Annotated in this window: 26 protein-coding genes and 1 pseudogene; 17 read left to right on the forward strand and 10 right to left on the reverse strand. The window is 44.5% G+C overall.

The annotated features are described in order from the left end of the window. Positions 1 to 15: 15 nt before the first annotated feature. From ACHZBS_RS09570 to ACHZBS_RS09595, 6 genes are all read right to left on the reverse strand, one after another. Positions 16 to 519, reverse strand: a complete 504-nt coding sequence (locus ACHZBS_RS09570) for a universal stress protein (RefSeq protein ID WP_319406269.1) — start codon at positions 517 to 519, stop codon at positions 16 to 18. 49 nt (positions 520 to 568) lie between these two features. Next, positions 569 to 1432 carry a 3-hydroxyacyl-CoA dehydrogenase family protein gene (locus tag ACHZBS_RS09575; protein ID WP_319406270.1) on the reverse strand — a complete coding sequence of 288 codons (864 nt, stop codon included), beginning with the start codon at positions 1430 to 1432 and terminating at the stop codon, positions 569 to 571. 21 nt (positions 1433 to 1453) lie between these two features. Further along, a complete protein-coding gene (locus ACHZBS_RS09580) occupies positions 1454 to 3250 on the reverse strand; it encodes an acyl-CoA dehydrogenase (RefSeq protein WP_319406271.1) in 1797 nt (598 codons plus the stop codon). A 19-nt stretch (positions 3251 to 3269) separates the two neighbouring features. Further along, a complete protein-coding gene (locus ACHZBS_RS09585; protein ID WP_319406272.1) occupies positions 3270 to 4052 on the reverse strand; it encodes an enoyl-CoA hydratase-related protein in 783 nt (260 codons plus the stop codon). A 3-nt stretch (positions 4053 to 4055) separates the two neighbouring features. After that, complete coding sequence (locus ACHZBS_RS09590; protein ID WP_319406273.1) at positions 4056 to 4808, reverse strand: SDR family NAD(P)-dependent oxidoreductase; 753 nt, start codon at positions 4806 to 4808, stop codon at positions 4056 to 4058. A 311-nt stretch (positions 4809 to 5119) separates the two neighbouring features. Next, positions 5120 to 5773, reverse strand: coding sequence for a GntR family transcriptional regulator (locus tag ACHZBS_RS09595; protein WP_319406274.1), 654 nt, complete (start codon positions 5771 to 5773; stop codon positions 5120 to 5122). 566 nt (positions 5774 to 6339) lie between these two features. Here ACHZBS_RS09595 and ACHZBS_RS09600 point away from each other — a divergent pair. From ACHZBS_RS09600 to ACHZBS_RS09665, 14 genes are all read left to right on the forward strand, one after another. Then, positions 6340 to 6681, forward strand: a complete 342-nt coding sequence (locus ACHZBS_RS09600) for a single-stranded DNA-binding protein (protein ID WP_319406275.1) — start codon at positions 6340 to 6342, stop codon at positions 6679 to 6681. Between the two features lie 16 nt (positions 6682 to 6697). After that, positions 6698 to 6826: a hypothetical protein gene (locus ACHZBS_RS09605; protein ID WP_319406276.1), complete on the forward strand. Its 129-nt coding sequence runs from the start codon at positions 6698 to 6700 to the stop codon at positions 6824 to 6826. Beyond that, positions 6795 to 7778 carry an SWIM zinc finger family protein gene (locus ACHZBS_RS09610; protein ID WP_319406277.1) on the forward strand — a complete coding sequence of 328 codons (984 nt, stop codon included), beginning with the start codon at positions 6795 to 6797 and terminating at the stop codon, positions 7776 to 7778. The genes ACHZBS_RS09605 and ACHZBS_RS09610 overlap by 32 nt, the downstream gene beginning before the upstream one ends. Before the next feature lie 147 nt (positions 7779 to 7925). Next, a complete protein-coding gene (locus ACHZBS_RS09615) occupies positions 7926 to 8756 on the forward strand; it encodes a PD-(D/E)XK nuclease family protein (protein ID WP_319406278.1) in 831 nt (276 codons plus the stop codon). After that, on the forward strand, positions 8734 to 9024 hold the full coding sequence (locus ACHZBS_RS09620) for a hypothetical protein (RefSeq protein ID WP_319406279.1): 291 nt from the start codon (positions 8734 to 8736) through the stop codon (positions 9022 to 9024). The genes ACHZBS_RS09615 and ACHZBS_RS09620 overlap by 23 nt, the downstream gene beginning before the upstream one ends. Next, positions 9021 to 10901 (forward strand): ATP-dependent helicase, encoded by a 1881-nt coding sequence (locus tag ACHZBS_RS09625; protein WP_319406280.1) that lies wholly within the window; start codon positions 9021 to 9023, stop codon positions 10899 to 10901. The genes ACHZBS_RS09620 and ACHZBS_RS09625 overlap by 4 nt, the downstream gene beginning before the upstream one ends. 93 nt (positions 10902 to 10994) lie before the next feature. Then, the gene (locus ACHZBS_RS09630; RefSeq protein WP_319406281.1) at positions 10995 to 11489 is read left to right on the forward strand and encodes a hypothetical protein; all 495 of its coding nucleotides are present in this window, start codon (positions 10995 to 10997) and stop codon (positions 11487 to 11489) included. A 239-nt stretch (positions 11490 to 11728) separates the two neighbouring features. Then, on the forward strand, positions 11729 to 12277 hold the full coding sequence (locus tag ACHZBS_RS09635; RefSeq protein WP_319406282.1) for a hypothetical protein: 549 nt from the start codon (positions 11729 to 11731) through the stop codon (positions 12275 to 12277). Positions 12278 to 12805: 528 nt separating this feature from the next. Next, on the forward strand, positions 12806 to 13732 hold the full coding sequence (locus tag ACHZBS_RS09640) for a DUF932 domain-containing protein (protein WP_319406283.1): 927 nt from the start codon (positions 12806 to 12808) through the stop codon (positions 13730 to 13732). A gap of 83 nt (positions 13733 to 13815) precedes the next feature. Then, positions 13816 to 14313, forward strand: coding sequence for a JAB domain-containing protein (locus tag ACHZBS_RS09645; RefSeq protein ID WP_319406284.1), 498 nt, complete (start codon positions 13816 to 13818; stop codon positions 14311 to 14313). 10 nt (positions 14314 to 14323) lie between these two features. Continuing rightward, positions 14324 to 14524 carry a hypothetical protein gene (locus ACHZBS_RS09650; protein ID WP_319406285.1) on the forward strand — a complete coding sequence of 67 codons (201 nt, stop codon included), beginning with the start codon at positions 14324 to 14326 and terminating at the stop codon, positions 14522 to 14524. A gap of 335 nt (positions 14525 to 14859) precedes the next feature. Further along, the gene (gene lexA, locus ACHZBS_RS09655; RefSeq protein ID WP_319406286.1) at positions 14860 to 15501 is read left to right on the forward strand and encodes a transcriptional repressor LexA; all 642 of its coding nucleotides are present in this window, start codon (positions 14860 to 14862) and stop codon (positions 15499 to 15501) included. Further along, on the forward strand, positions 15498 to 18548 hold the full coding sequence (locus ACHZBS_RS09660; protein ID WP_319406287.1) for an N-6 DNA methylase: 3051 nt from the start codon (positions 15498 to 15500) through the stop codon (positions 18546 to 18548). Before lexA ends, ACHZBS_RS09660 begins: the two co-directional genes overlap by 4 nt. Further along, complete coding sequence (locus tag ACHZBS_RS09665) at positions 18548 to 19243, forward strand: hypothetical protein (RefSeq protein WP_319406288.1); 696 nt, start codon at positions 18548 to 18550, stop codon at positions 19241 to 19243. The genes ACHZBS_RS09660 and ACHZBS_RS09665 overlap by 1 nt, the downstream gene beginning before the upstream one ends. 219 nt (positions 19244 to 19462) lie before the next feature. Here the strand turns inward: ACHZBS_RS09665 and ACHZBS_RS09670 are convergent, their stop codons facing one another. After that, positions 19463 to 19882 carry a hypothetical protein gene (locus ACHZBS_RS09670; RefSeq protein WP_319406289.1) on the reverse strand — a complete coding sequence of 140 codons (420 nt, stop codon included), beginning with the start codon at positions 19880 to 19882 and terminating at the stop codon, positions 19463 to 19465. Between the two features lie 162 nt (positions 19883 to 20044). On the opposite strand from ACHZBS_RS09670, the gene ACHZBS_RS09675 reads away from it, so the two are divergent. Continuing rightward, positions 20045 to 20266 carry a DUF4186 family protein gene (locus ACHZBS_RS09675; RefSeq protein ID WP_394708040.1) on the forward strand — a complete coding sequence of 74 codons (222 nt, stop codon included), beginning with the start codon at positions 20045 to 20047 and terminating at the stop codon, positions 20264 to 20266. Here ACHZBS_RS09675 and ACHZBS_RS09680 read toward each other — a convergent pair. Both ACHZBS_RS09680 and ACHZBS_RS09685 read right to left on the reverse strand, forming a co-directional pair. After that, positions 20243 to 20668, reverse strand: a pseudogene (locus ACHZBS_RS09680) (thermonuclease family protein); the annotation flags it as partial. The gene ACHZBS_RS09675 and the pseudogene ACHZBS_RS09680 sit on opposite strands and share 24 nt — an antisense overlap. Before the next feature lie 42 nt (positions 20669 to 20710). Beyond that, positions 20711 to 21526 carry a nuclease-related domain-containing protein gene (locus ACHZBS_RS09685; RefSeq protein ID WP_319406291.1) on the reverse strand — a complete coding sequence of 272 codons (816 nt, stop codon included), beginning with the start codon at positions 21524 to 21526 and terminating at the stop codon, positions 20711 to 20713. A gap of 725 nt (positions 21527 to 22251) precedes the next feature. On the opposite strand from ACHZBS_RS09685, the gene ACHZBS_RS09690 reads away from it, so the two are divergent. Together ACHZBS_RS09690 and ACHZBS_RS09695 are read left to right on the forward strand one after the other, a co-directional pair. After that, entirely contained in the window at positions 22252 to 23157 is a 906-nt protein-coding gene (locus ACHZBS_RS09690) for a radical SAM protein (protein ID WP_319406292.1), read from the forward strand. A 538-nt stretch (positions 23158 to 23695) separates the two neighbouring features. Next, the gene (locus ACHZBS_RS09695) at positions 23696 to 25393 is read left to right on the forward strand and encodes a L,D-transpeptidase family protein (RefSeq protein ID WP_319406293.1); all 1698 of its coding nucleotides are present in this window, start codon (positions 23696 to 23698) and stop codon (positions 25391 to 25393) included. Between the two features lie 108 nt (positions 25394 to 25501). On the opposite strand, the gene ACHZBS_RS09700 is transcribed toward ACHZBS_RS09695, so the two are convergent. Then, positions 25502 to 26053, reverse strand: coding sequence for a DUF882 domain-containing protein (locus ACHZBS_RS09700; protein WP_319406294.1), 552 nt, complete (start codon positions 26051 to 26053; stop codon positions 25502 to 25504). Positions 26054 to 26276: the final 223 nt, after the last annotated feature.

The raw sequence follows: 26276 nt of genomic DNA on the forward strand, positions 1-26276 counted from the left end.
GCTAATTTATATATATTATTTACGATCACAAGGAACTACTGTTACTGGGATACGTGATTTTCTCATAACACCTTTTATTTTATTTCCAATAGTATTGTCGTGGAAAAATCCAGTTCTCATTCCCATAACAATGAGATCCACATCGTGAATTTCAGCCTGATTTATGATTTCTTCAACTATGTCGCCCTCGACAACAATAATCTCTTTTGAGTCATATCCACAATTCTTCTCATTAACACCCACATCGTAACAAAATTTATGTAACGCCTCATTAATTAGAGTGGTTGTTGATTTTTGGGCAATAAGCGCATTTTGGGCTTCTTCCTTATGACGTTGGATAAGCTTCTTCCATTGATCATCACCAAAAAGCGTTTTTACGTCTTGTTTCTCTATTACATGTAGAAAAATCAATGTCCCTTCAAAGCCGCTTACAGTGCCTGCAGCGAATTCAAATACCGATCGTGAATTTTCAGAAAGATTGGTCGCCAATAAAATTTTTTTCACTCTTTTAAAACGCATATTTCCTCGGCATTATTTAAATTTCTAATGAAATAATCAAAAACCACCACTAGTATTTGTACCAACCCTCACCTGTCTTTTTGCCGTATTTTCCCTGGGTAAATTTTTGTACTAAACTGCTGTATGGTAAGTCAGCAATCTCTCCGGTGCTTTTGAATTTTTCAATGGCTTGCGTGTATGATAGATCAAGACCCGTTAAATCATTCAATTTGAACGGCCCCATGGGATGGCCAAGTCCATAGACGCACGCTTTGTCAATGTCTTCAACGCTGGCTATACCCATTTCTTTAAGCCAGTATGCTTCAAGGCGAATAACACGTAAGATCCTATTGACAAGGAATCCTTCAACTTCTTTTTCCACTATTACCGGATTTTTACCCAACTTTTCACTTAAATTGTAGACAAGGTCGGCGGTTTCTTCAGATACATGTTGACCTTTGACAATTTCAACAAGTTTCATTGCTAAAGCTGGATTGAAAAAATGCATATTACATACTTTTTCACTTCTTTTTGTCGCATCGGCAATTTTAGAACTGACGATATAAGAGCTGTTTGTAGTAAGAATCGCATGCTTTGGTGCTATATGGTCTACTTTAGCAAATAATTCTCTTTTTACACTCAAAACCTCGATTATGGCTTCGATGACAAAGTCCGCAGTATTTACTGCTTCTTCCAAGCTATGGGTAAACGATATGTTTTTTTTTGATATTTTAGCTTGGTCGTCAGTTAATTTACCTTTTTCAACTCTGGAAGCGACGTATGAGCTGAAAAACTCAGTTGCTTTATCCAAGGTTTTTTTATCAGTATCCGTGCAGAAAGTACGATATCCTTTTATTGCGCACAGCGTTGCGATCTGGCGCCCCATGTTTCCGGCGCCTATTATCGCAATTTTTTTTATATCGTTTAATTTCATCTTATTTTCCTTGTTAAATATTTAAAATTCGTCCTCTTGCATTTCTACCAATAGTTCATCATTATTTAGAAGCCGTATACTCAAGCCATAGATTGTGTTTAGTTCGTAATCAAAAAAGAAGCGCAATGCGTTTAACTTACCCTTATAAAATTTTTTTTCTTTTATATTTTCGTTTCTTTTCAACCCGTCCACAATTGCCTTACCCTGAACCAACCACTGCCAAGCAACAACAACTGTTCCAAACATATCAAGATATAGTGTGGCATCGCTTAACCATACACTTTTCTTTTTAGTTTTAGATTGATGAACCATATATTCAGTCACTGTTGTCAGCTTTCGAATTGCCTCTTCCATTTTTTTTGAATAGTATTTCAACTCTTCGATCAAATCTGTCTGGTTGATGGTTTTAAAGATCTCCTCGCATAATATTTCATATGCTTTTCCGTTTTTATATCGTATTTTACGATTGAGCAAATCGATTGCTTGAATACCTGTCGTTCCTTCATGCAAAGGATGAATTCGAATGTCTCGATACATTTGTTCCACCGGGAAGTCATCGCAATATCCATATCCGCCGAAACATTGTAAGGCGTTGCTCGTTGCAATGACTCCTTTTTCCGTTGGATAACCTTTAAAAATCGGTGTTAACAAGTCCAATAACAGTTTAAAGCGTTTCTTTTCATCATCATCCGAAACGATTTCCAGGTCTGAATATTTTGCCCCCTGAAGCAGCAGACACAAAGCGCCTTCGATCACCGATTTTTGATACAAAAGCATTCGTTTTACATCCGGATGTTCAATGATTGGTATGACAGGCGCCTCTTGATCCTTATCATCGAGACTTCTACCTTGTCGTCGTTCTTTCGTATAATATAGAGCGGAATAGTAGGCTGCCGAGGCAATTGCAGTAGCCCCAATTCCGACACTGATTCGGGCTTCATTCATCATTTGAAACATCTGGGTAAGACCCTTGTTTTCTTCTCCTACCAGATAACCGCGGCAATCGTTGTTATCTCCAAAATTTAATTTAGTTATTGGACATCCCTTATAACCCAGTTTATGAAATACTTCTGCTAATACTACATCATTAGGTAATAGTTTGTTATCTTCTTCAACCCGCAATTTTGGAACGACGAATAATGAAATTCCTTTTACACCCGACGGTGCTCCTTTAATTCGGGCCAATAACAAATGAACAACATTCTCCGTGTTATTATGATCGCCTGCCGAAATAAAAATCTTTTGTCCGGAAATGCGATAATAATCTTCTGAATCCACATGTTCTGCGAGTGTTTTTATATCACCCAAAAAACTACCTGCGTCTGGTTCGGTGAGAGCCATTGTGCCTTGCCATTGGCCATTAATCATTTTTGGTAAATAAAGCTTTTTCTGCAAAGCCGTTCCGAAGTTTAAAATCAATCGGGCGGCCCCGGATGTTAAGTTCGGAAATACACCTGCTGAATAATTGGCGGCTGATAGAATAAAACGACAAGCCAAATGAAGCATTGCCGGCATCTGAAATCCATCATATTCGATTGGAAAAGCGGCACCAATCCATCCCCCGTCACCGCACTCCTTCATTATTTCTTTTACCTTTTCATGAACAACAAGTTCTCCGTTCTTTAGATAAGGTGGTTTTTTATCCATTTCTTCATAAATCGGTCGAAACAATCGATCAGCAAGTTCAAAAGCGGCTTTTATCGTCATATCGACAACACGTTTATTTTTACTTTCTTTGAAGTATTCGTATTTTGTAACGGAGTCGATATTCAAAACTTCATATAATAAGAACTTTAAGTTTCGTTCGCTACAATACATTTCTCTCGTTCCCTCCTCTTTAAATACCTTTGAAAACAGGATTACGCTTTTCAGCAAATGCTTGAAAACCCTCTTTGCAATCTGCTGAATTTCCTACGACTTCACTACCAATAACTTCGGCGTGATACCCGCCGTAGGTCCCCTCGTAATCTCCTGCAAGCATCGCCTTCAAAGTCCATTTCACTGCAAGCGGCGGACGTTTCGATAAAGTGTGTGCCATTTCCAAAGCTTTGGGCATTAAGGTGCCTGGATCAGTTAGCGAGCTGATCAAGCCCATTTCAAAGGCCTGCTCGGCGCTAAGCGTCTTACTGAACAAAATCAATTCCAACGCCTTTGAATTTCCGATCAGTTTTTTAAGCCGCTGTGTTCCGCCCCATCCCGGGATAATGCCGACATTTAATTCCGTTAGACCCAACCGCCCTTTCGATTGTTTTTCCATTATCCGGAAATGGCATGCCAGGGCTAGCTCCAAACCGCCACCATTGGTGTGACCATTAATGGCTGCAATTGTCGGTTTCTCCAATTGCTCCACCTTCATCCAAAAATAGCGCCCCATTGGTCCTACTATCCATTTATTTTCAACGTCCTTGACATCGAGTCCTGCGGAAAAAAACCGATCACCTGCTCCCGTTATAATAACGGCCCGGGTGTTTTCATCCCGCTGGATGTCGTCCAATACTTTCCCAAAGCTGGACATAGTTTGAAGATCCCACGCATTCGCCGGCGCATGATTGATTGTTACGATGGAAACTTTTCCTTCTTTTTCATAATCAATATTCTGGAATTTCATTTTTTTTCTCATTGTCTATATGTATTGTCCTCCATCAACTCTGATCACTTCGCCTAAAATGTGACGAGCTTCCTCTGATGCGAGGAAAAGTATTACATTTGCAACATCATTTGGTTCACCGATTCGTTTGATCACAATTTCGTTTAGAGCCAAGTCAATTATTTTTTGTGAGTCCGGCGCTTCACTGATCATTACAGTTTTGATCGTACCTGGCGCTATCGCATTTACGTTTATATTATAAGGGCCCAACTCTTTTGCTATAGCTTTTGTGTAGCCAATCACCCCGGCTTTGGCAGCTGAGTAATTTGAATTGCCAAATTTTCCTCTGAGTCCATTTATCGATGAAACATTAACAATCTTTCCAGCTTTCTTCTCTTTAAATATTGGTGATACATGTCTTACAAAATTGAAAACGCCCTTCAAATTCACATCGATGACCCTATCCCACTTTTCTTCTTCCATTTTCCATGAAACGCCATCCAGTGCTGTCCCTGCATTGTTTACCAAAACATCTATTGTCCCAAAGGCGTCGATAGTTTTTACCACGACGTCGCTTGCGGCATGAAAACTTGACACATCACACTGTGTCGCGATGGCATCAGTTTGATATTCCCTTCGTAGATGATCAATAATCTTCTGGGCAGGATTTTCCCTGGTGTTATATGTAAAGCTGATCTTATACCCTCTTTTGGCTGCCTCGATTACTGTTGCTTCTCCGATTCCGGAAGATCCTCCCGTCAACAGTAAAACCTTGTCCGTTTTTGCCATGGTGCCTTCCTTTCAATGAAGTTCACTTGTCCACCAAAAAGTACACTAAATTGTATACAATAAAACGCGAGGTTCTCCGATTTTTGAATCGTGCAACTGGGCTTACATCAAATTTTCCCAGTTATGACCAATGGTGAATTGGTCATATCTCATGCAAAAATTGTATTAAACTTTCATTCTATATTGAATTAAATGATCACCTTTGCCTTTTTATGCAATTTACTGTATAATGAATTCTGGTAGCATATTTTGAATTAGGTATTTTAAAAATGCGACATTCATTTTTTTTAGTTATGCGAAACGAGAAACAACTAAAAAGTAACCCCCCGCTCCTGTAATTGTTTGATCAAACCATCCTTGATATGTTGAAGGTGAAGCTTCATATATTTCTCAGCCATTTCTCCGTCATTCTGTTCACATGCCGTTAACATCTTATCATGTTGTTCGAGGTATGTTTCGAAATGCCAGGGTACAGTAATTGTAACAAAATGGTATCGATTTACATTTCTCTTTAAATTATCAACCATTTGGATTATTTTCTGATTACCGCAGTTTTGAGAGAAAAAATTATGGAATAGAGCGTTGCTCGTAAGCCATGCTTTCACATCTACGTTTTTTGCGGCCAAATATAGTTTTTTCTGCAAATCCTTAAGATATGCTACATTATTTTTAGTAGCCTTTTCCGCTGTGATGCGGGCCGCATGGCCTTCAAGCAACCAACGTACGACATAGATTTCTTCAACCTGCTTGATCGATAGTTTAGAGACCGTAATGCCCTTGTTTTGTTCAAATTTTATCAACCCTTCAGATTCCAACAACCGCAGAGCTTCTCTAACTGGGCTTCTACTGGCATTGAACTCTTTTGCCAATCTGTTTTCAATCAGGCGTTCACCTGGTGATAGAAGTCCGTGAGTAATATTTCCCCTGATTTTTTGATAGATTTCATCGCGTAGTGATTTTTTCATATGATCAACCGAGCATTTTTATTTTAAAAATAGATTAAAATTTAAATTACCTCATACATAGAATACCAATTTGTATACAATATACCTTTATTATCCTTCCTTCTCCTATGTCAAGTGAATTTTAATCATTTTATCAAATATTGTTTCTTCTCCGAGTTAGTTGAAATAAATCCAGGGAATATGTCGTGATATCAGATAGAATGGACATCAAATAGGCCACGCTGCCCACTGGAACGTGCAAAGGCGTTTGTATGAGATGACGCTATGAAGAGCTGTTGATGGTAATTTTCTTTGAATTAGCGCTCAGATATAAAAAAGACATCCGGTTTCAGATTCCCATCTGTGGTTTTCACCTCCGACTACTGGCAGCATAATTTTTTCACTTGAAAAGTATTTCCGTTTTCCATCTGCCCGCATGACTCCTATTTCTTCCATAAAATCCATTTTAATCCGTCGATATCCATATATATAAATTCTTGATACCCCACCTATCCCACATCCATTTACCTGTATCAACGTTTTCATCTCCACCAATCATAAAAATTATATCGAAAGGAGCGACATCCATGCTGAACCAACTAATCCTGACCGGCAATCTCGGTAATGACCCTGAAATTTTCTTCGGATCAGAAGGTGACCCGGTCACATCATTTTCTCTGGCATTCAGATCAGGCCGTGAAAAAACTGGCTGGCTGAAATGCGTGTGCTTCAACAAGAACGCCGAGGTCGCAGAAAAGTATCTTCATTCCGGAGCCCGTATCGCTGTTGTCGGTTATCTGCAGCAATCAAAATGGAAAACCAATGAAGGCGAAAACCGCAGCAGCTTCGAAATGATCGTCAACAATATCGAATTCATCAAGACCGATGGCCGTGGTTTTGAAGACAGAAACGATAAACCGCCCTTTTAATGGATGAAGGAGTGCAATGACCCAACGCACAATCGACCTGCTGGTAAGGATCGCCATCGAAATCGTGGACTGGATCAACATTTTACTGAAAGAGAAGAGGAGGCCTGACAACAATGACCGCAACGGAACTTCAAAAACGAAATGAAAAATCTGACCATCTGAGGGTGCTTCAAACTGACAGCGGACAATTCTTTGTGGAATCCGGTGAAGGGAAAATCCTGTACAGCGTGACCGTCAATGATAGTGGCGATACCTGTACCTGCGGTGATTTCGCCAAGAACGTGAAACGTGACCCGGATTTCAAATGCAAACACATCCTGGCGGTATTCAATGCGGTGCCCAAGCGAGAAGTGGAAGGTGCCGTATTCCTGGAAAAGCAGGTTCCCCGACTGGATGAACGCTGGATTACCAAGATTGAAGGCAAGGAGTTTGTCAAGTATCCGGGCCTGCTGGATCTTGCCCATCAACATGGCCTCTCAAGCATTGAGGTCGATATCGTTCAGATGCCGACCAATGAGAATGGCAACTTTGCTGTGTGTCGAGCGACGGTCATGTCGAAGATCGGAGAAACATTCACAGATATCGGAGACGCCAATCCCAACAACTGTTCCAGCAAAGTAAGCCGGCATCTATTACGGATGGCAAGCACACGTTCCATTGCCCGAGCGCTTCGATCCTATACAAACGTAGGGATGACTGCGCTTGAAGAGCTCGCCGATTTCAATGACGCCATACCTGAAGGAGGACACCATGCAGATCCTAAAACGATTCGACAACCCGCGAAGAAATCCGCTGCGAAAGCACCGAAGAAAACCAGTCCTGCCGCTGCTAAACCGAAAGCGAAACCGGCGCCAGTGGCATCTGCCGTGGAAACCCAGACCGAAAAAGAACCTGCTGGCCAGACTGCTTCAAAGGATAATGCCGGTCCTCGGATGAGCGAAGCCCAGAAACGGGCCATTTACAATCTTTCCAGACGTCGCGGCATATCTGTCGAACAATTGGAGCAGATGGTCGCCGATGCCTATGCCTGTGGCCTTGAGACCCTAACAAGCAGCGATGCTTCGGCGTTCATCCGGCAACTTCAGCAGGCAGCCTAACCTATTAATTCCCAGACGTTAACTTAAACTAAAATGAAGGCGATAGGCGGATCCTAACTCGACTGAAAGGGATGCCTATCGCCTTTTTCATTTCAGGAATCCGCCGTATACAGCGGGTTTTAGGATGCCTATCAGGAGGAACATAAAATGGTTTTAAGTGAGCTTAGGCAGAATGACCATCTGAGTGCATCGGCGATCTTAGGATACGTAGATTGCAGTCTTGCCTATAAATTTGGTCGTATCGACAAATTGCCTATGGAATTCAAATCGGATGCCCTTGAATTTGGAACTTGCATTCATCGTGTCCTTGAGAATTTCTACAGTGCCAGAATGATCGGTGAAAAACTGCTTTTAAAGCATGTCCACCTGCTATTCGAAACCACGTGGACCGACATCGCAGCTGACAGGGACGATATCCGTTATGCCGAGGGCAATGATTTCAAATCCCTTTTGATGTACGGGAAAGACCTGCTGACCGCCTGGTACAACAAACTGCCCGATGATCATTTCACAATACTGGCTATCGAGGAGGCCTTCACGTTCATCCTTCCAGGCATTCCCATTCCCGTCATCGGAGCCATGGACCTGGTGGAAGAGGACAGTGCCGGCACCATCATCATTACCGACTTCAAAACCAGCGGTCGGGCATACAGCAAAGACGAAGTTGACCAGAACCAGCAGCTGACCATGTATCAGATTGCCGCCAAGCGTAATGGATACGCTGACCGGGAAATCCTGTTGCGTTTCGACACCCTGATCAAAACCAAAACTCCCAAGTTTGAACAATACTGGACTGTCCGCAGCGAACTGGATGAACGTCGCCTGATTAAAAAGGCCGCTCAGGTCTGGGATGGCATTTCAAAGGGAGTTTTCGTGGCAAATGACACGAGTTGGAAATGCAAGGGATGCGCATACAAACAGGCGTGTGACGAGTATCTGGAAGGAGAGATCAACTATGACCAAGCGAGCAATCAATGATGTTCAGTCGTTCCTAACCTTCATGGAAACGGACGGCAACCGGGTCTATCAAATCGTGAATGTTGAACTGTTGCTAAGACGTCACCCACCGGAAGCGGTCGTGTCATTCCTTCAGGAACTGCACAAAGACTACGGCAAAGCGCTGTCCAAGCTGATCCAGGAGGATAAGACCAGCAGTCAGATAAACGAAATGGTGGCCAAGCGATTCCGCCTGAAAATGGCCATCAATACCATCCGCAACTACGAAAAAGACATGGAGGCAGCATGAGCGAAGAATTGAATCCCAAGCAACGGGAAGCCGCACAATTTAAAGATGGCATTGCCGCTGTGATTGCAGTTCCTGGGTCGGGCAAGACGCGCACAATGATGGAGCGTATCGGCATCCTGGTAACTGAATACGGCATCCCGCCGGAGCATATCCTTGGTTTGACGTTTACCAGAAATGCGGCGGACGAAATGAGATCCCGACTGGTTCCTGTATTGGGCGATCTGTCATCAAGAGTCAGGTTGTCCACTATCCATTCATTCTGTCTACATCTTTTAAAGGTCGAGGGGAAGGTGTTTGATATCCTGTCCGGCAAAGAGCAGTTGGTATTCATTAAAAACGTTATGAAACGTTTACGGGTAAAGGACCTGACGATTGGAACCGTGCTGCGGGAGATATCCCTGGCCAAGAACAACATCATCGATCCCGAAGAGTTCAAGGCGCTGTTCGAAGGCGATAAAACCATGACCCAGATTGCCGACATCTATCAGGCCTACGATGAAGCAAAGGTGAATAAAATGCTTCTGGACTTCGATGACCTGCTGCTGGAGACATATTACCTGCTGCGTGAAAACCAGGATATTCGGGAAAAATACCAGGGCAGCTTCCAGTCCATACTCGTGGACGAATTCCAGGACACCAACCCGGTGCAGTTTGAATTACTGCGCCTGCTTATCCGTGAGGACAACAAACATGACCCATCAAGCTTTTGGGTAGCCGGTGACGATGCTCAGGCGATCTATTCATTCACCGGTGCATCCGTTGGCAATATCATCAATTTTCAAACCATGTTTCCCGGTTCCCGCCAGTTCATCCTCGATTTTAATTACCGCTCCACTCCCCAGATCCTGCATGCCTGCCAGAACCTGATCCGGCATAACGTCAAACAGATCCACAAGGACCTGAAAACCGACAATCCCGACGGTGAAAATGTAATCGTGCTGGAGGCATCCAATGAGGAGACCGAAGCGCTGGGCCTGGTCAATGAGATTGTCGACCTGATCGAAAGAAAGGGATTCGAATACAGCGACATTGCGGTTCTGTACCGGGCAAACTTCCAATCCCGATATGTCGAGGAAGCCTTTCTGCAAAACAAAATCCCGTATCATATCCAGAATGGCCAGACCTTCTATGATCGCTGGGAGGTGCGCTGCCTATTGGACTATCTTCGGGTGATCAATGCCCCCGACTCCGATGAAGGCGACGAGGCATTACTGAACATCATGAATGTGCCTGTCCGATATGTCAGCAATAAAGTGAAGGACCAATTGAAATCCTTCAGCCGGGAAAGGGGCATCCATCTTTACCAGGGGTTGAAGTCCATGATCGTCACCGTTCCTTACGTCAGAAAGCTTATTAAGGAGATGGTTGGCTTCATGGACCCATTAATTAAAAGCGCTGAAACGCTGGAACCGGTGCAGGTAATCCAGTCTATCCGAACCATGTTTGATTATGACCGCTTTATCGTTGACGAAGACATCCCTTCACCAGACGACGTGAAGATTTCCAATATCAACCAGCTTCAATTGGCTGCCGCCCGATATTCAACCATCACTGCTTTCCTCGAATACACCGACAGCTTTAAGGATGAGACGGTCGGTGACGACAAAGAGGGCGTGAGCCTGATGACCGTGCATAAGGCGAAAGGTCTGGAGTTCCCCATTGTATTTGTAATTGGCCTGGTCGAAGGCCTGATGCCCAGCAAGAAGGGCAACATGGAAGAGGAGCGCCGGATCTGCTTCGTGGCCATATCCCGGGCCATGCATCTTCTGTTCCTGTCCTATCCACTCAATTACATTGGCCAGCCCGCCAAGAAATCCATATTCCTCGACGAAATCCTCGGCAACCGCCAATCGGTCATCGATAAATCCGCTGCTTAGAACGTCCCCATCTATTTCTCCGTCCTTTCTCTGGCCAATCTAAATCAGGAACAAACAGTCAACAACAAAACCATTTCAAGGAGGTCTACCATTATGACTTTTCAACTTTTCCATTTCCGTGATTCGGACAGGATTTTAAAGGAAAAATCCATGCTCTGCTATATTACTTTGACGATGGAGCATGTCTTCAACGCCATTAAAGGGGTGTACCTGCGCAATACCCTGCTTCGAACCGTCCTGGACGAAATGGGCTGGCATCAGGGGGATGTCTGGAACATTATCGCCGGCCGCCGTTGCCGCTACCTGGGATATAAAAACGGGGTGGCCATCGAGGCGAGCTTTACCGATTACTCGTATATCGCCGAAGGCCTGACCTGTCTTCAGCTCGGTTACGACAAAGGCCAGATCGATGCGGGCATCCTGCTGTTGACCACCAGGGGCATTCCAGCGGGCAAGGAAAAGGACACGTCGGTCATATTGAACAAGGACATGGGCGCCATGGAACCCACCATAAGGTTGCCGGTGTGCATCTGCCTTTACGATTTCGGCGATCCCGTGATCGGTAACTGTAACAATTTTCCCTCCTGAAACCCCTCACATCGTCTACAGCACCGGATCTATTCAGCTGCATATCCCATTGCCTGATTAACCCGTTGATCGTCCCAGGAGGTCATGATGCCGGTAGTGGTGATCCATTTCAGGGACGGTGACAGGATATTGAAATCAGCTGCTTAAACTTTCCCACAACCGCTACAGAGACAGTTCTTCGTTAATCCATATCCCATAATGAATCGCACATATTGACCTTATATATAGGAGGGCACGCCATGTTCGAGATCCTGCACTTCAGGAAATCGGAGAGAATTCTTTCCAACAAAAACATGCTGAAAGATGTCCAGGCAACCATGCAGTACATCGACGATGTCTTGACCGGAGCGCTCTATACCAGGGAACTGCTCCGTATGGCACTGGATGAAATGGACTGGAGCATTGATAGTGATGCCATGCGAATCATCGAAAACCGGCGCTACATGTATAAAGGCGTTAAACGTAAAATCGCAATCGATGGAAATATTTGCGCCTACGAATATATCCTTGAAGGCCTGGTACGCCTGCAGATCGGGTATGACAAACAGCGCGTTGAAGCAGGCATCCTGCTGGTCAACTCCAAACGTAGCGACAAAAGCCCGCTCGGCACCACTTCACAAATCATCAAAGAGGAGATTGAATCGCTTTATCCGACCATTCACCTTCCGGTAGCAGTCTGTCTATTCAACACCGGTGATCCGATCTTATATGACGAGGAGGGCAATACCTATGTCGCATCCGTTTCGAAAAATGACCACCCGGCAACTGAGAAGGCTGCTCAGGGATGACCGGGAAAGAGACCGAATTCTGACCGACACATCCGAATCAACATCATCAAGCCCGCCCGTTGTTCAACCATTGAGAATCCATCCTCCCCAGTCCCAACATACAGATAATTCTTCCGACCCGCGTTAGTCGATAACTGAAACATCAACCAATAAACCAGATCAATTCCGGGAGCCGCCCGTCCGCTTGTATGGATACGCACCCTGTAGAGTCGTCAGGGGAAATATAATGCGCCAGGCGGTGAAAGGCGTATCTCCCGGATTCAAATTTGCCACAGCGCTATCAATTACAATTTAGAGGAGAACATACGTGGCCTACACACCGGAGCTCAGTTACCAATCATCATGCACGTTGCGAAGAATTGCGTGGGCGCTGGGAATACCGATGACAGAAGCAATTGAAAGAGTTTTCGATCACATGCCCCTTATCCTGGATAAAGAAAAGGTCTGTCAGAGGTGCCGGGACAACACCCGATGCCATGGATGCGCATTTAATCAATGATATTTAAACGAAAAATTGGAGAAAATATTATGCAGAAACTGACCACCCTTGGTAAAGTCTTTGATCGCGTCGATGAGATGTCCGCTGGCTGCTTTGACCTGAACATCGATGTCCCGGACATTTCCTTCGATAATCTGGATGTGCTGCGCATTGCCGGTGAACCGCATCCGGTGAGAACGGTGGCACAGCGATCGATTTCAAACCGCCTTGGTATTCCGTATCCATATCTGAGACGGTGTCCGCCCGATGTGCAGGCGTTAAATCTGAATCACTGGATCACCCAGGAGAAGAACGAAAAGCTCCTGTTCCGGTTCGATGGGCAGGATGTGCGGGCGCTGTTTACAACTAAATACACACCAGTCGACAATTTCGAGGTTATGGAACGTCTGGATTCTTTGAATTATGGACCGGACACCGAAGTGCAGTGCCATCTTGATCCGGAGTTCATGTCCCTGTCCGTAATGGATGGCGCTAAAGCGTTTGATATCAACGGGGACAAATTCAAACCGGGGATATCGATATCCAATTCTGAAGTGGGCTTGGCATCGTTGTCCATTTCGGTTTTCGTTCTCCGCTTGGTCTGCACAAACGGATTGGTAGCCAAATCGGATGTGTCCGCGTCATACCGGCATGTCAGCACCAAAATCCTGAGCGAATTTCCGCAGGTTTTGGATAAAGTATCGTACGAGCTTGGCGCCCAGCGATCACAGTTCAAGTTGTCCATGGAAAGTCCCGTTGATAACCCTGAATCAACGCTGGCCAGTTTCAATCGTCAGTTCGGTCTGAATGCATCCGAGAAGGAAGCGGTGGAGTGGGCCTGGCCAATGGAGATGGGCGGCAACATGTTCGCTATCGTCAACACATACACCAGGGCGGCACAGTGGGATGAATTATCAGCGGAATCAAGTTTCAAATTGTCGCGGGTAGGCGGGAATATTTTGGGGATGTTGAATTAACGATCCTCCGGTTTGCACAATCAATCTAAAAGACCCTCTTTGAGCAATCATTGAGGGTTTTTCAGCTTTTACAAGGATTATTCATGATGGAGAAAAAGCAATTCTGGGAGTCTTTGAAATCCGGCGAGTTTGCTTCGATGGTCAAGGAGTCGTCCAAGGGAGAGCGTCTCCTGGCATCAAAGGACGTTTACCATGTGATGAAACCCATTTTCGCTGAAACGGATGATACCGAAAGAATGTATTGTATCTTTTTAAACTGCAGAAACAGGGTCATAGCGATTGAAAAGCTGTTCGAGGGCACGATCACTCAAATGGCGGTATATCCACGTGAACTGATGAAAAGCGTTATCAATCTTAAAGCAACCGCAATCATCATGGTTCACAACCATCCTTCAGGAGATCCAAGTCCTTCAAGGGAAGATAAGGCACTTACGATGAAGGTGGCAGTGGTCATGACCGGCATCGATGTGTCGCTGCATGACCATGTCATCGTTGGTGACGGGTATTATTCAATGGCGGATTCCGGGGATATCAATACAATTATGGGGCGGGTGAACGAAGTGTTTTCCAGAGGAATATGAGGTGGCAATAATGAAAGGACCTGAAACCAAACCAACCGTTAAGCTGGTCGGTCATGATGGCAACGCATTTTCGATTATGGGACGTGTGAAACAGGCATTAAAACGCGCCGGCGCCGACAAGGAATATATTGATCGATATCTAAGCGAAGCGACTTCAGGGGATTACGATCATTTGCTGGTGGTCAGCATGGGATATGTAGATGTTGAGTAGCAGGTAAATTCGAAATGCTAAATTGATGGTGGAGCCTGCTTGTAGACAGGCGGCGCAGTGGGATGAACTGTCTGCGGAATCGAGTTTCAGGTAGTCGCGGGTTGGCGGAAATATATTGGGGATGCTGCGTTAAAGGCCCGACTTTGGACAGTGGCAATAGGAACCCCTTCTGGTCAATGGATCGGGAGGGGTATTTATTGTAATTTTGTCGTTTGATGGAAAACCTAATGTCGCTGGGTTTATAAGTCGGCATCTATTCATGTCTTGCTTTTTATATACTGTATATTATAATAGTGTTTATTTTACCAGTATATTATGGCATCCACTGGACAATAATGAAGGACCTGACAGATAAACAATCTAAGATACGTGACTTTATTGCCGAATGGCAGATTGACAATGGTTATCCACCGACACAGGCTGAAATACGAGACTATTTCAAGTTTAGCAGCCTCAATGCTGTGCGCAGTCACCTTGTACTGATTGAAAAAAAAGGCTATATTCGACTGGATAGTGGCAAAGCCCGTGGAATCCATTTAACAACTCCACCGACAAAGATCATCCGACAGCAGGAGGATTCTATACCCTTGCTTGGTAATATTGCGGCTGGAATTCCAATATGGGCAGAGCAGAATTTTGAAGACCATCTCCCAATCTCCCCTGCTTTGTTCGGTAACGGTGAGCTTTTTGCGCTCCATGTGCGTGGTGATAGCATGACAGGCGCAGGAATCAGAAACGGTGATATTGCCGTTATTCAAAGACAGGATGTTGTTGAAAACGGGGAAATAGCGGCTGTTCTTATTGAAAATGAGGCTACCTTAAAGCGATTCTATTTGTCATATAATTCGCTTGTACTCAAGTCTGACAATCCTGCCTATAAAGATCTAAAGTATGCTAAGGGCAATAGTGACCTCATCCATATCCTTGGGAGATATAGGGGAATTGTTCGAACAGAGAATCATCGGAGCTATTCATGAATATCGTCAACACAGTCAAAGCCTTTGGGTGTCACGATGTTGTGCTGCTTGACGATGAACCGAACCCAAGGCATTTAGACTACCTTGATTTGCTGAAGATATCCGGAAAAGAGAGGCTCAAAGTCGATGCGGTCGCCGAATTTCAGTCCAGGCCGCTGCTTTACATTGTATCAGCCGATCAGAAAAGAGCATTTGGCGAGAAAAACGTATTGGATTTGCAGTGCCTTTTGGCTAACCGTGGAGAACGGGCATATCTTAGTGTCTTGAGTCCTGGTGAGTTGCATGTTTTTCCCATAAACTTAGACCGTTCCATTCTGGCTAACAGCCGCAAAACAACAATAAAAAAGGAGTCTTCAAAAGCCCCGTTTTTTTTTCAGAGTATTGTGAATGGCATCTTCACCATGGAAGGACAACCTGAAGAACCTGATTATGTATTCGGGACAATTAATGATCTGATGACCCGATCTTCAAAACTGCTCATAAAAACTTACGAACTCAACCAATTAGACGTTCTCTCGTTTCTGGGACGAGCTTTATTTTTCCGCTTCTTGTGGGATCGCAAGATAATCCGATCCACCGAACTTACTTCCGTTTGCCCGCAGGCAAAATCTCCTGGTGACTGCTTTTCCAATATTATAAATTCCGTTGCAACATGCCGGTGGCTTGATGAAACCTTCAATGGCGACATGCTTCCACTTTCAGGCGATTATAATTCGGTTTTCAGCCAGGCAGACAAACAAACGGCTGGAAAATTATTTTTCCACATGCGAGCCATCATAGAGGGATGGAAGCATGCTGGTAACGAGGCTTTTCAACAGCTGATAGATTGGGGTGATCTTGACTTTGCCCACATCCCCATCGGTGTACTTAGCCAGGTTTATGAAAACTTCAGTAAAATTTGGGATCTTCAACAGAGAGAACAGACAAGTGCGTACTACACACCCAAGAACATTGCGCGCTATCTTGTAGACGATGCATTTGAAGGTGTTACTGAAAAGAAAGATGCCCGGATATTAGATCCAAGTTGTGGCGCCGGGATTTTTCTCGTCCTCGCATTTAGAAAACTGGTGGCCGCTCGTTGGGAAAATGATAAAAAGCGACCCGACACCAAGACAATTCAGTCTATTCTCTACAACCAGCTTTCCGGCTTCGATGTGAGTGAGTCGGCCCTGCGTCTGGCAGCGTTATCACTATATATTACCGCTATAGAGCTAAATGGCACACCTCGACCTCCCAAGAGCCTTAAGTTTCCAGAGCCACTACAAGGAAAAGTGCTTTATAATCACCGACGAGTCGAAGAGCAGTCGACCAGAGGATTTGTGCTGGGCAGTTTGCGTCCAGATCTCCCCCAAAACTTTGATGGTCGTTTCGATATGATAATTGGTAACCCACCTTGGAGTCGCTTGAAAGGAGACGATGAAAAAACCAGGCGCGAAATTAAGGCACAAAATGTCATTTTCACTAATTTGACACGTCAGATTCTGATTGACCGTGGACTTGAAGACATGGCGAAGACATACCGTAATCCGGACAATAACCCGGACCTGCCATTTCTGTGGAAATCTATTCAATGGGCAAAACCTGGGGGAATTATTGCCATGGCTTTACCCGGGCGGATTTTTCTTAAGCAAACAGCATCCGGCACTCGGACGTTTAATACCATACTGAAAGGGATTGAAGTTACGGGAATACTCAACGGGTCAAACCTATCAGATAGTTTGGCGGTATGGCCGGGTATGAATCAGCCTTTCATGCTCTTTTTCGCGCGGAATCAAGTGCCAGCCGACAATCACCATTTCCATTTTGTTACACCTCATTTTGAAAAACACCTGAATGACAAAGGACGCATTCGTATTGACTACCAATCTGCTCAGCCAATAGCTGTGTCTGACGTTATTAAGAATTCTCGGCTATTGAAAACACTATCGGTTGGGACTGCTCTTGATGTGGAAATTGTTCACAAGGTTGATGATTTGAATTGGCCTACTGTTAAGAAATATTGGAAAAGCCAAGGGCTTTATTCGGGATTGGGATACAATCGCTCGCCCAAACTGCGACAGTATGATGCATCTTTCATTTGCGGGCTACCCGATTTTATTCCACCAGCAAATGATGCTTTTTTGGTTGATATATCATCCCTACCTAAGTTCAAAGATTCCGAAGCGCATATGCCAAGACGCATAGAACTATATACACCTCCACTGCTTATTGTACCAGAATCACCTGGGAGTTCGCTAACTTCGCCAAAATCTTGGATTGTAAGGGAACCAACTGTCTTTCGAAAAAGTTATTACGGTTTTTCAGCCCACGGCTGTAAAGATGCGGCTGGGATCATAGCTATGCTTCATCTGATCACTCATACAGATCTGTTCAGGTATCATGTGTTGATGACGAGTTCGAGGATGGGTGCTGAACGAAGAACTTTTCTAAAAGAAAACATAGAAAATTTCCCGTTTCCGGCAAAAGCTTTGCTAACCAAGCAACAACGACAAAAAACCATGAAACTGTCCAGTCAACTTGAAACCGCGGCCAATAAACCCTGGAAAGAGATCAACGATTTCATTTTTAATCTCTACGGTCTTGATCAGTATGACCGTCAAGTTATTGAAGATACACTTAAAGTCGCCACTCCCTTCAAAGATTCTCGTAATCGCGCAAATGCACCACCTATAAAGGCTGAACGCAATGTGTTTTATATTGGGCTTCAACGACTGCTTCAACCTTCTTTTGAGGTTACTCATGAAACGGTATCGATTGATGAGATTGATATTTCAGAGCAAGATTTTCGATCACCTTGGCATTTCTTTACGGTTTCTTCATCTTCCATCCTTCAAAGTCTGACACAAACAGAGCAGAAAAAACTTATTTCAAAAATTGCTGAAGAAGCTAACAAAACAGGCTGTAGTCGTGTCATTGTACATGAAAAGGAGCATCTGCTTGTCGGGATCATTGGCCAATACCGTTACTGGACGTTAAGTCGTGCCCGCCTATGTGCCTCTCAAATTCTGCGCCATCATCTTGATACGTTCCCCATAGGGAGAAGCTGATGGCAATCGGCTTTTTTACGCAAGGTATTGAGTACAAACTTCCTCATCCGAAAATCTCTCTACGTATAGTTTTGATTCTTTGTAAAGTAATTAGAACGGCCTGGCAATTACTTGAAGAAACTCCACCTGCCGGTTTTGTTCGAAAATCGGCAGATGAAAAAATCATTACTCAGTTACTGGTTGAAATCATTGAAAACCGTTTGCGGAAAAACGGTGATGTGGATGGATTTAACTGTGCTCTTTTTGGTAAGGTTATCCGGGACCCAAAGATCGCAAACGTTGATAAGATGCACCCTGACAAGATGCCTGATATCGTTTTCGATCTAAAGCGAGATCAATTACCAATTTTCAGCGACCAAGATGGCCTTTTTGTGGAATGCAAACCTGTGGACCGTAACCACCCGATTTTATCCTGCTACTGCAAGAAAGGATTGATACGGTTCGTTAATGGTGATTACGCTTGGGCGATGCAGGATGCAATGATGGTCGGATATGTAAAGGATAATTATTCGTTTAAAAAACTCGCATCTATTTTAAATCACGAAGATTATAGTAGGATTCTAAATACAACATTTAATTCCTCTGGCGATGACCCTACGATCTACATTTCAAGCCACAATAGATACTTCAAATGGCCAGAAAATAATGGCCAGGCTTGCCCGATATCTGTAGCGCACCTTTGGTTGTCAATGTAAGTATTGATTTCATCGTCTCCCCAACCCAACTTTCACCCCCCAGACACTTTTCCCGTGATACCGGGTCTCGTCCCTTGAGTGCGTATTCCGCCCATAGTGACCACTCATTCCGCTGCAAACTGACCACCGATTCAGCTGCATTGTGACCATCTTTCCAAAGTCATTATAAACTGGGAAAAAAATCGTCCTTTAAGATGGACATCCCATCATTTAAGTATGTTATAAGAGATTATAATACTCTAAAGATTCTAAGTATTTTGTATATTCCAAATGTTTATTATAATCAAATACAGAACCATTCGACATATTTTTTTTCCCCATAGATGCTTGTATTAAATCTTCAATTGTACAATTTTTAGAACCATTAAATAAAAAAGGTTCCCCAACTCCATGACTATTAATAATGAATGTACAAACTATAGTAGGCTCTTTATGTATTAAAGCATTATAATAATCAGCTACCGGTTGACATTTATCAATGTGTCTATATACCTCACAATTAGCAGGTTTAGCAAGACACTCATTACATGGACTATAAGGATGACTTCTTCCTTTCATTGCACTAAGCATGTAACCTGTAGGAAACAAATAAAGACCCTCTGAATCTGGGGGTATAATAACTGGTAAGGAGTCTTTCATATATATTCCTTTCTTATTTCACTCCGGCTAACTCAAACTATTTATTTTTAATCAAATCATAAAAACTAAGTCGGATATAGCTGCCCATTGCATTTTTATCATAATCTAATTATCGGTCTTCAAAGGTGCTTTCTTAAATTGTAATTATAAAAACAATCTCCTATGAAAAGGCATTCCGTACTCAACGCACAGCATGCTACTGCGACATGCTACCGGGGATGTCTGGGGAAATGGCAGTGGATTGAAAAGGAATCTGGGATCCCTTTGGTGATTTCCGATCAAAATGGACAAATTAAGGTTACAACCGTTTTCCCCGCGGAAATCCCACGGCGGCACTGGATTTGGATGCGACCAAAGACCGATATCCCCATCTATGGCCATTGATTCCAGTTCCAACCAGCTCTCGCAGATCTCCATCTTACAATATTTCCGATATACCCAGGCCAGACCATTCTCAATCAGAGCTTCATTCGCACAAACATCTCCCACATAGACCATTCCGACAGTGCGGCCATAGCGATCCATATCCTTTTTAATGACGCAGACCTGTTTTCCGAATACCAAATCAGAGGTGAATTGTTTGGCCCTGTTTCCAAAGTCCTGGTGACTCTCCGGCGTATCGATACCATACAATCTGATTTTGTATTGAGTGCGGTTTTCGAGAACGGTGATGGTATCGCCATCTGCAACGCCAACCACTTTTCCGATGATTATGTCATCCGCATGGACTATGGCGGTAAGGGAAAGGATGAAGAAGGTGAAAAATAGGCGGGCAACTCTCGGCATTTAGATTCCTTTGAAAGATTTAAAAAGAAATTCTGAACGACATCACGGAAAGGCCCGGTCCTTAAATTTGGTTTGAACTTGGTCGATTTGCCACGATCTATTTTCCCATGAGTCCGTAAATGCAGGCTCGATCTCGATATCCTGGCTCCACCTATCATCACTCAGTTGGATAGCTGTGGCCACTCCAGAACCTATATGGACAAGCCGGGTCTGTTTTTCGGCAACAATCTGTTTGACATGATCTATATGTGCCCTGGTGGTTTTCCTCGATGGCACCAGACGCTCTGCTTCAATCTTGGATAGAATCATTTGAACATCAGCATCGAATAGCACGCTCTGGTCTTTGGATTTGATATATTTTATCAGACCGGGGCCATTGATGACATTTTCAGGCATGTCAGTTTTAAAGGTGCTGCTACCTACAAAAACAACGACAGAGAAAATCTGCCGGTCGTTCAATTCCAGAATCGATTTCAACGTTTCTACGTGTTTGTAGTTCTGGTGGATCGGGTTTTGAAATTTATTTGTATACTTGAATATTTTCTGGGTCCACTGTCTCTGATGGGTGCCGCCAAATATCCATCCCTTCATGTTTTTTGTTTCAATTACAAAAACGCCGTATTCAGAGACGATGATATGATCAATCTGGGTCGTACCATCAGTAGTGGGCAGCGTGACGTTTCTCAGAACGTGATATTTATCCTTGTTCAGGTGGATCTTTGCCAATACGTGAACATAGAATTCCCCGCATACACCTTTAAACCAGGGTGTTTTCAAAAAGGACAGGATTAAGATAACCGGAAAACAAAGCATTAAGATTGGAACGAGCGCTTTAATGATGACCAGATACCACATCATAAAAAATCTCCATTGGTGTTTGTTTTGGCAACTAAATGAGAAACTGCAAAAAGCAAACCAATGGATAAGAACTATATTTTACATGAAATTAAATAGTTGGGATGTGTTGAAATCGAATCAGACGAAGAAATGTCAATAATCGGTCAATCGACATTATATAAAATGTCACACAAGAACACTTCGTTTTAAATTAAAAATTCTTTACTGCCTGTTATTACCTGAAATATTGTCTTTTTGAATAATCGGCACAGAATCTGCTCTGACAATAACCAGTGAAGAGAAACAATACCCCATTGATCTGAGTTGATATTTTGCTGGTTCCTAAACGACCTCCGGGATTACCAGCAAAAAACTGAACTGCGCTGCCTCTCGCTTCTCCTTCTTAGGGCAAGACTCTGCCAATCGGGGTCTTGCTCCTTTTATATTTCCATCCATTCAATCTCGTGGTATCACAACCTACATACCTGAGCTGGGCAGTGTGACGAATTGTCCGCAGAATCCAGTTTAAGGTTATCGAGAGCTGGCGGGAATATTTTTTCTCCTGATCTATATTGACAATTAAAAAATAAAAAGTCAGTCAGTTATCCTTTAACAAATTATTTTCAAGTCATCATCACATAGCTAAAGTCAAAACGAAATCTACCGATATATTTATGTATTCGGGAAATCTTTACCCTCAAATATTGTTGTTAATCTCAGTTTATTTTAACCAAGAGGACCTTTTAATGAAACCTTCTAAGAAAGTTGGAAAACGTTCTAAATTTCAGGATTGGGTTTATAAAACAATAAGTTGCTGCAATGGATGTTCAAATGATTGTGTTTATTGTTTTGCAAAAGGAGATGCTATCAATAAAAAAAGAATATCATTACAGGATTGGAGACATGAAATTATTCGTCAGAAAGACGTTGATAAAGATTATACGCTTTTTGATGAGCCGATTATGTTTCCAGGCACACATGATATAACTTTGAGTAACTTAGATTCCTGTAAAATTGTGCTAAATAAATTGTTGGAAGCTGGAAATCGAATCCTTCTTGTTTCGAAACCTTTGTGCAACATCATTACTGAGGTTTGTGATGATTTAAAAGAATACAAAAATCAAATAATATTTCGATTCACAATCGGTGCAAAAGATGATAAAATTTTATCATTCTGGGAACCAAATGCACCAAATTATGCGGAAAGAAAAGCTTCTTTAGAGTATGCCTTTATGTCCGGTTTTAGGACATCTGTTAGTATTGAACCGATGTTGAATTCTAACAATATAGAAGCTTTAGTTGATGATTTATCACCCTTTTTTAACCATTCTATTTGGATTGGTACAATGAATCATCCGTGGTACTTTGATATTGATGAGAGTGACGTGAAAACAGATGCTGGGATTAAACGGGTAAAACGGAATATAGCTTATTATGGAAATAGAACGGCCAATAAGATAAAAATCGAAAGAGAAAAAATATTAGCGGGCCAGAGTCCTGAAAAGCTTGTACAGATATATAAACAACTGGATACAAAAAGGATCCAGTCTAATGGCAATCGGCTGATATATTGGAAGTGGCATATAAAAAACGCTTTAGGGTTACCTCAACCTGATAAATCTGAACAATGGCCTGTTGATCATTTACTATAGATCATGCTCCCCAAAATCATAAGTGTCCTGGCAGTCGGAATCTATGCTTGGAAATTCAAAGAGACCCCATTGTGTCGACCATGAATCATGTTGCCGTTAGGGTTCGGCGTCGGGTACGCTGTTTATTTGGTGGTAAAAAGGATGATTTGATAGTAAGAGTGGCAGATCATTCAGGTCAAAAAATCGTTACAAAAATCGTTACAATCGATTCAAGAAACAGATCATTTATTGAAAGTTGCTGAAAGTTGATATCTTTTAACCATTTGTTATACAAAATAATAAAGCGATATGTATACGATTACCTAAAATTGGTGGCTCGCCTGCTAAGCGAGTGTGTGGTGAAAGCTGCACCGAGGGTTCGAATCCCTCTCTCTCCGCCAGTTTATACCACGACCCGATAGCCCGCTGGTTCTGCGGGCTATCTTTTTTGGGAAAAAAGATCAAGCCGCATAGGTTCTGTTTTTTGCTCCTTTTTCACCACAGTCAATCCGGTATGCAAACACCACCGTCAAATAAAAAGTCATCGGCCATAGTGGCCATGTTTCTGCTGTTCGCCGGTTTTCTGGCATGCGCTCTTTTCGGGATGGCGCCGCAAACCCGGGCGGCCGAGCCCATGATCGATCAGGTGCAGGCCGTCATTCAAAGCCGGCTGGACGGGGACCCGACCGCCCCGTCCCTATCCTGTCAGGGAGAAATGATCTGCGGCATCGAGATGCTGCCGCTGGCCTACCGCAATACAAAGCATCTGCCTCTGTGGATCGATGCTTCGCTTCGCCTGGAGAAAGCGGAGGCCATGGCCGATACCATCGGACGCGCCGGAGAGGATGGACTTTCACCCTTTGACTACCACCTGGAGGCCATCCGCAATTTGCTCGCCGACGTATGCGAGCAATCGTCGGTTGCAGGTCCGACCTCGGTCTCTCCCGACTTGTGGGCAGATCTGGACCTGATTCTCACCGATGCCTTCCTCTTGTATGGTTCCCATCTGGCTGCCGGACGGGTAAACCCCGAAACCCTTCACACCGACTGGAAGATCAACCCGGGTGCCGTGGACCTGTTATCTTCCCTTACCCGCGCTGCCTCAACCGGTGATATCAACGCTGAGTTGGAAAAATTACGCCCGGCGCACAGCGGATATTGGAATCTTCGCAACGCGTTGGCTCAACTTCGCAGCCTGGCCGCTGCCAGCGGTTGGCCGGTGATGGATAACAGCCAAACACTCAGGCCGGGCGATGCCGGTTCCGCGGTGGTCGGTCTCCGCCGCCGGCTTGCGGTAATCGGTGATCTTGACCCAACCGGCCAGGATGACGACCCGCTTTATTTCGATGCCGCCCTCGCGTCCGCAGTGAAGCGCTTTCAGCAGCGCAACGGATTGAATGCGGATGGCATTGTGGGACGCGACACGATCGGAATGTTAAACGTTCCCGTCGAACAGCGCATCCGCCAGGTGGAACTCAATCTCGAACGATGGCGGTGGCTGCCCCATGATCTGGGCGCCCGGTACATCCTTGTCAACACAGCCGATTTTACCCTCAAAACGGTGGAAAATGGCCAGGTTGCCCTGCAGATGCGGGTGGTGGTGGGGCGGCCGGCCAGGCGCTCTCCCGTGTTCAGCGCCAACATGACCTACCTGGTGCTCAACCCATACTGGAATGTGCCCACTACCATCGCCATCGAGGATATCCTGCCCGAGCTTCAAAAAGATGTTGCCTACCTGGCCCAGAGGGGTATCCGTGTGTTTCGAAGCTGGGAAGTGGACGCACCGGAAGTCGATCCCGCCACCGTGGACTGGCACGCCTACCATGCCAACCGTTTCCCCTTCCGGCTTCGCCAGGATCCAGGTCCCTATAACGCCCTGGGCCACCTTAAATTCATGTTTCCCAACCAGTTTGCCGTATACCTGCACGACACCCCCAACCGCTCTCTCTTCAAGCGGGTTCAGCGGGATTTCAGTTCCGGCTGTATCCGGGTGGAAGCACCTGCTGCGCTTGCCAATTTCGCGCTGGCGGGTGATGAACGATGGACGCCCGACGCATTGACTGAAGCCATTGAAACAGGGGACACCCGAACCATCCTGTTGAAACATCCGGTTCCGGTGCACATTCTGTATATGACTGCCTGGGCGGACGAAACGGGTGAGATCCAGTTCCGCAGCGACATTTACGACCGGGACCGCGATCTATCGCGTGCACTTGACCGGCGAAGAACCTACCAGGCGGCTGCTTTTTTACATTAACCGCAAGACCGACAGGGCGATAAACGCAGAAAAATCAGGGCCACCATGGAGATGAAAACCATCCATCGTGGCCTATTGCTTTTAATGAAAGAGGGTGGCGGTGGCCCGTTACCCGTTCCAGGTTCGAAAAGCCCCGGTATCTACGTGGACGAAATCGGACCGGGGATAGTAGCCGACACCGCCGAGTTCCAAGTCCAGGCAGGCTTGCCGCAGCTGGTGGGTATCGCACCCGGGCAGGCGAATATCGATGGCGCGTCCCAGCATGTGATAGCTGAACTTGGCCACCCCTGTACTTTTCTTGCGGAGCAGGGCGTTGGTCTGGGGGGAGCGGTAACCGGAAATAATGTGAAAGGAAGAACAGGAGCCCAAGCGTTGGTTCACGGTATAGAGCAGGTCCATCAGTCGAACATCCATGGGTTCGATATCACCGGTGCGGTGATCCCTTAGGATGTGGTTTATCTGTCCCATGGCGCCGGGACAATAGGCGCCGTTTTTAAAATAGCAGACATTGAGCCGTTCGCCGGTATGGGTGTTATAAAAAGATAAGGAGCGACGGGTGCTGTCCGGCAGCAGAGCGGACCATCCCGCTGCCGGCACCAGGCAGGTGGCCAGAAAACCGGTTCCGATTTTAAAAAATTCACGTCGACTGCAGCTGACCATATCTTTCTCCGCATTTTAGAACGTTGGACCGCATTCGGCCATCAATCCAAACCGCTGGAGATAAAAGCAAAAGTCATACCGGAATGCTATAGTTGGCACAGAATCATGGATTTCTCCTTTTTTTTGGAGGCAACTTATTGTTATCATATTATATTGCTTGATATTCAATCATCGGTTCTTTTATGTAGCCGATTGATGGCATCTTTCATTTACAGCGGTAGTG

The sequence above is a fragment of the uncultured Desulfosarcina sp. genome (assembly GCF_963664155.2).
GTDB lineage: Bacteria > Desulfobacterota > Desulfobacteria > Desulfobacterales > Desulfosarcinaceae > Desulfosarcina.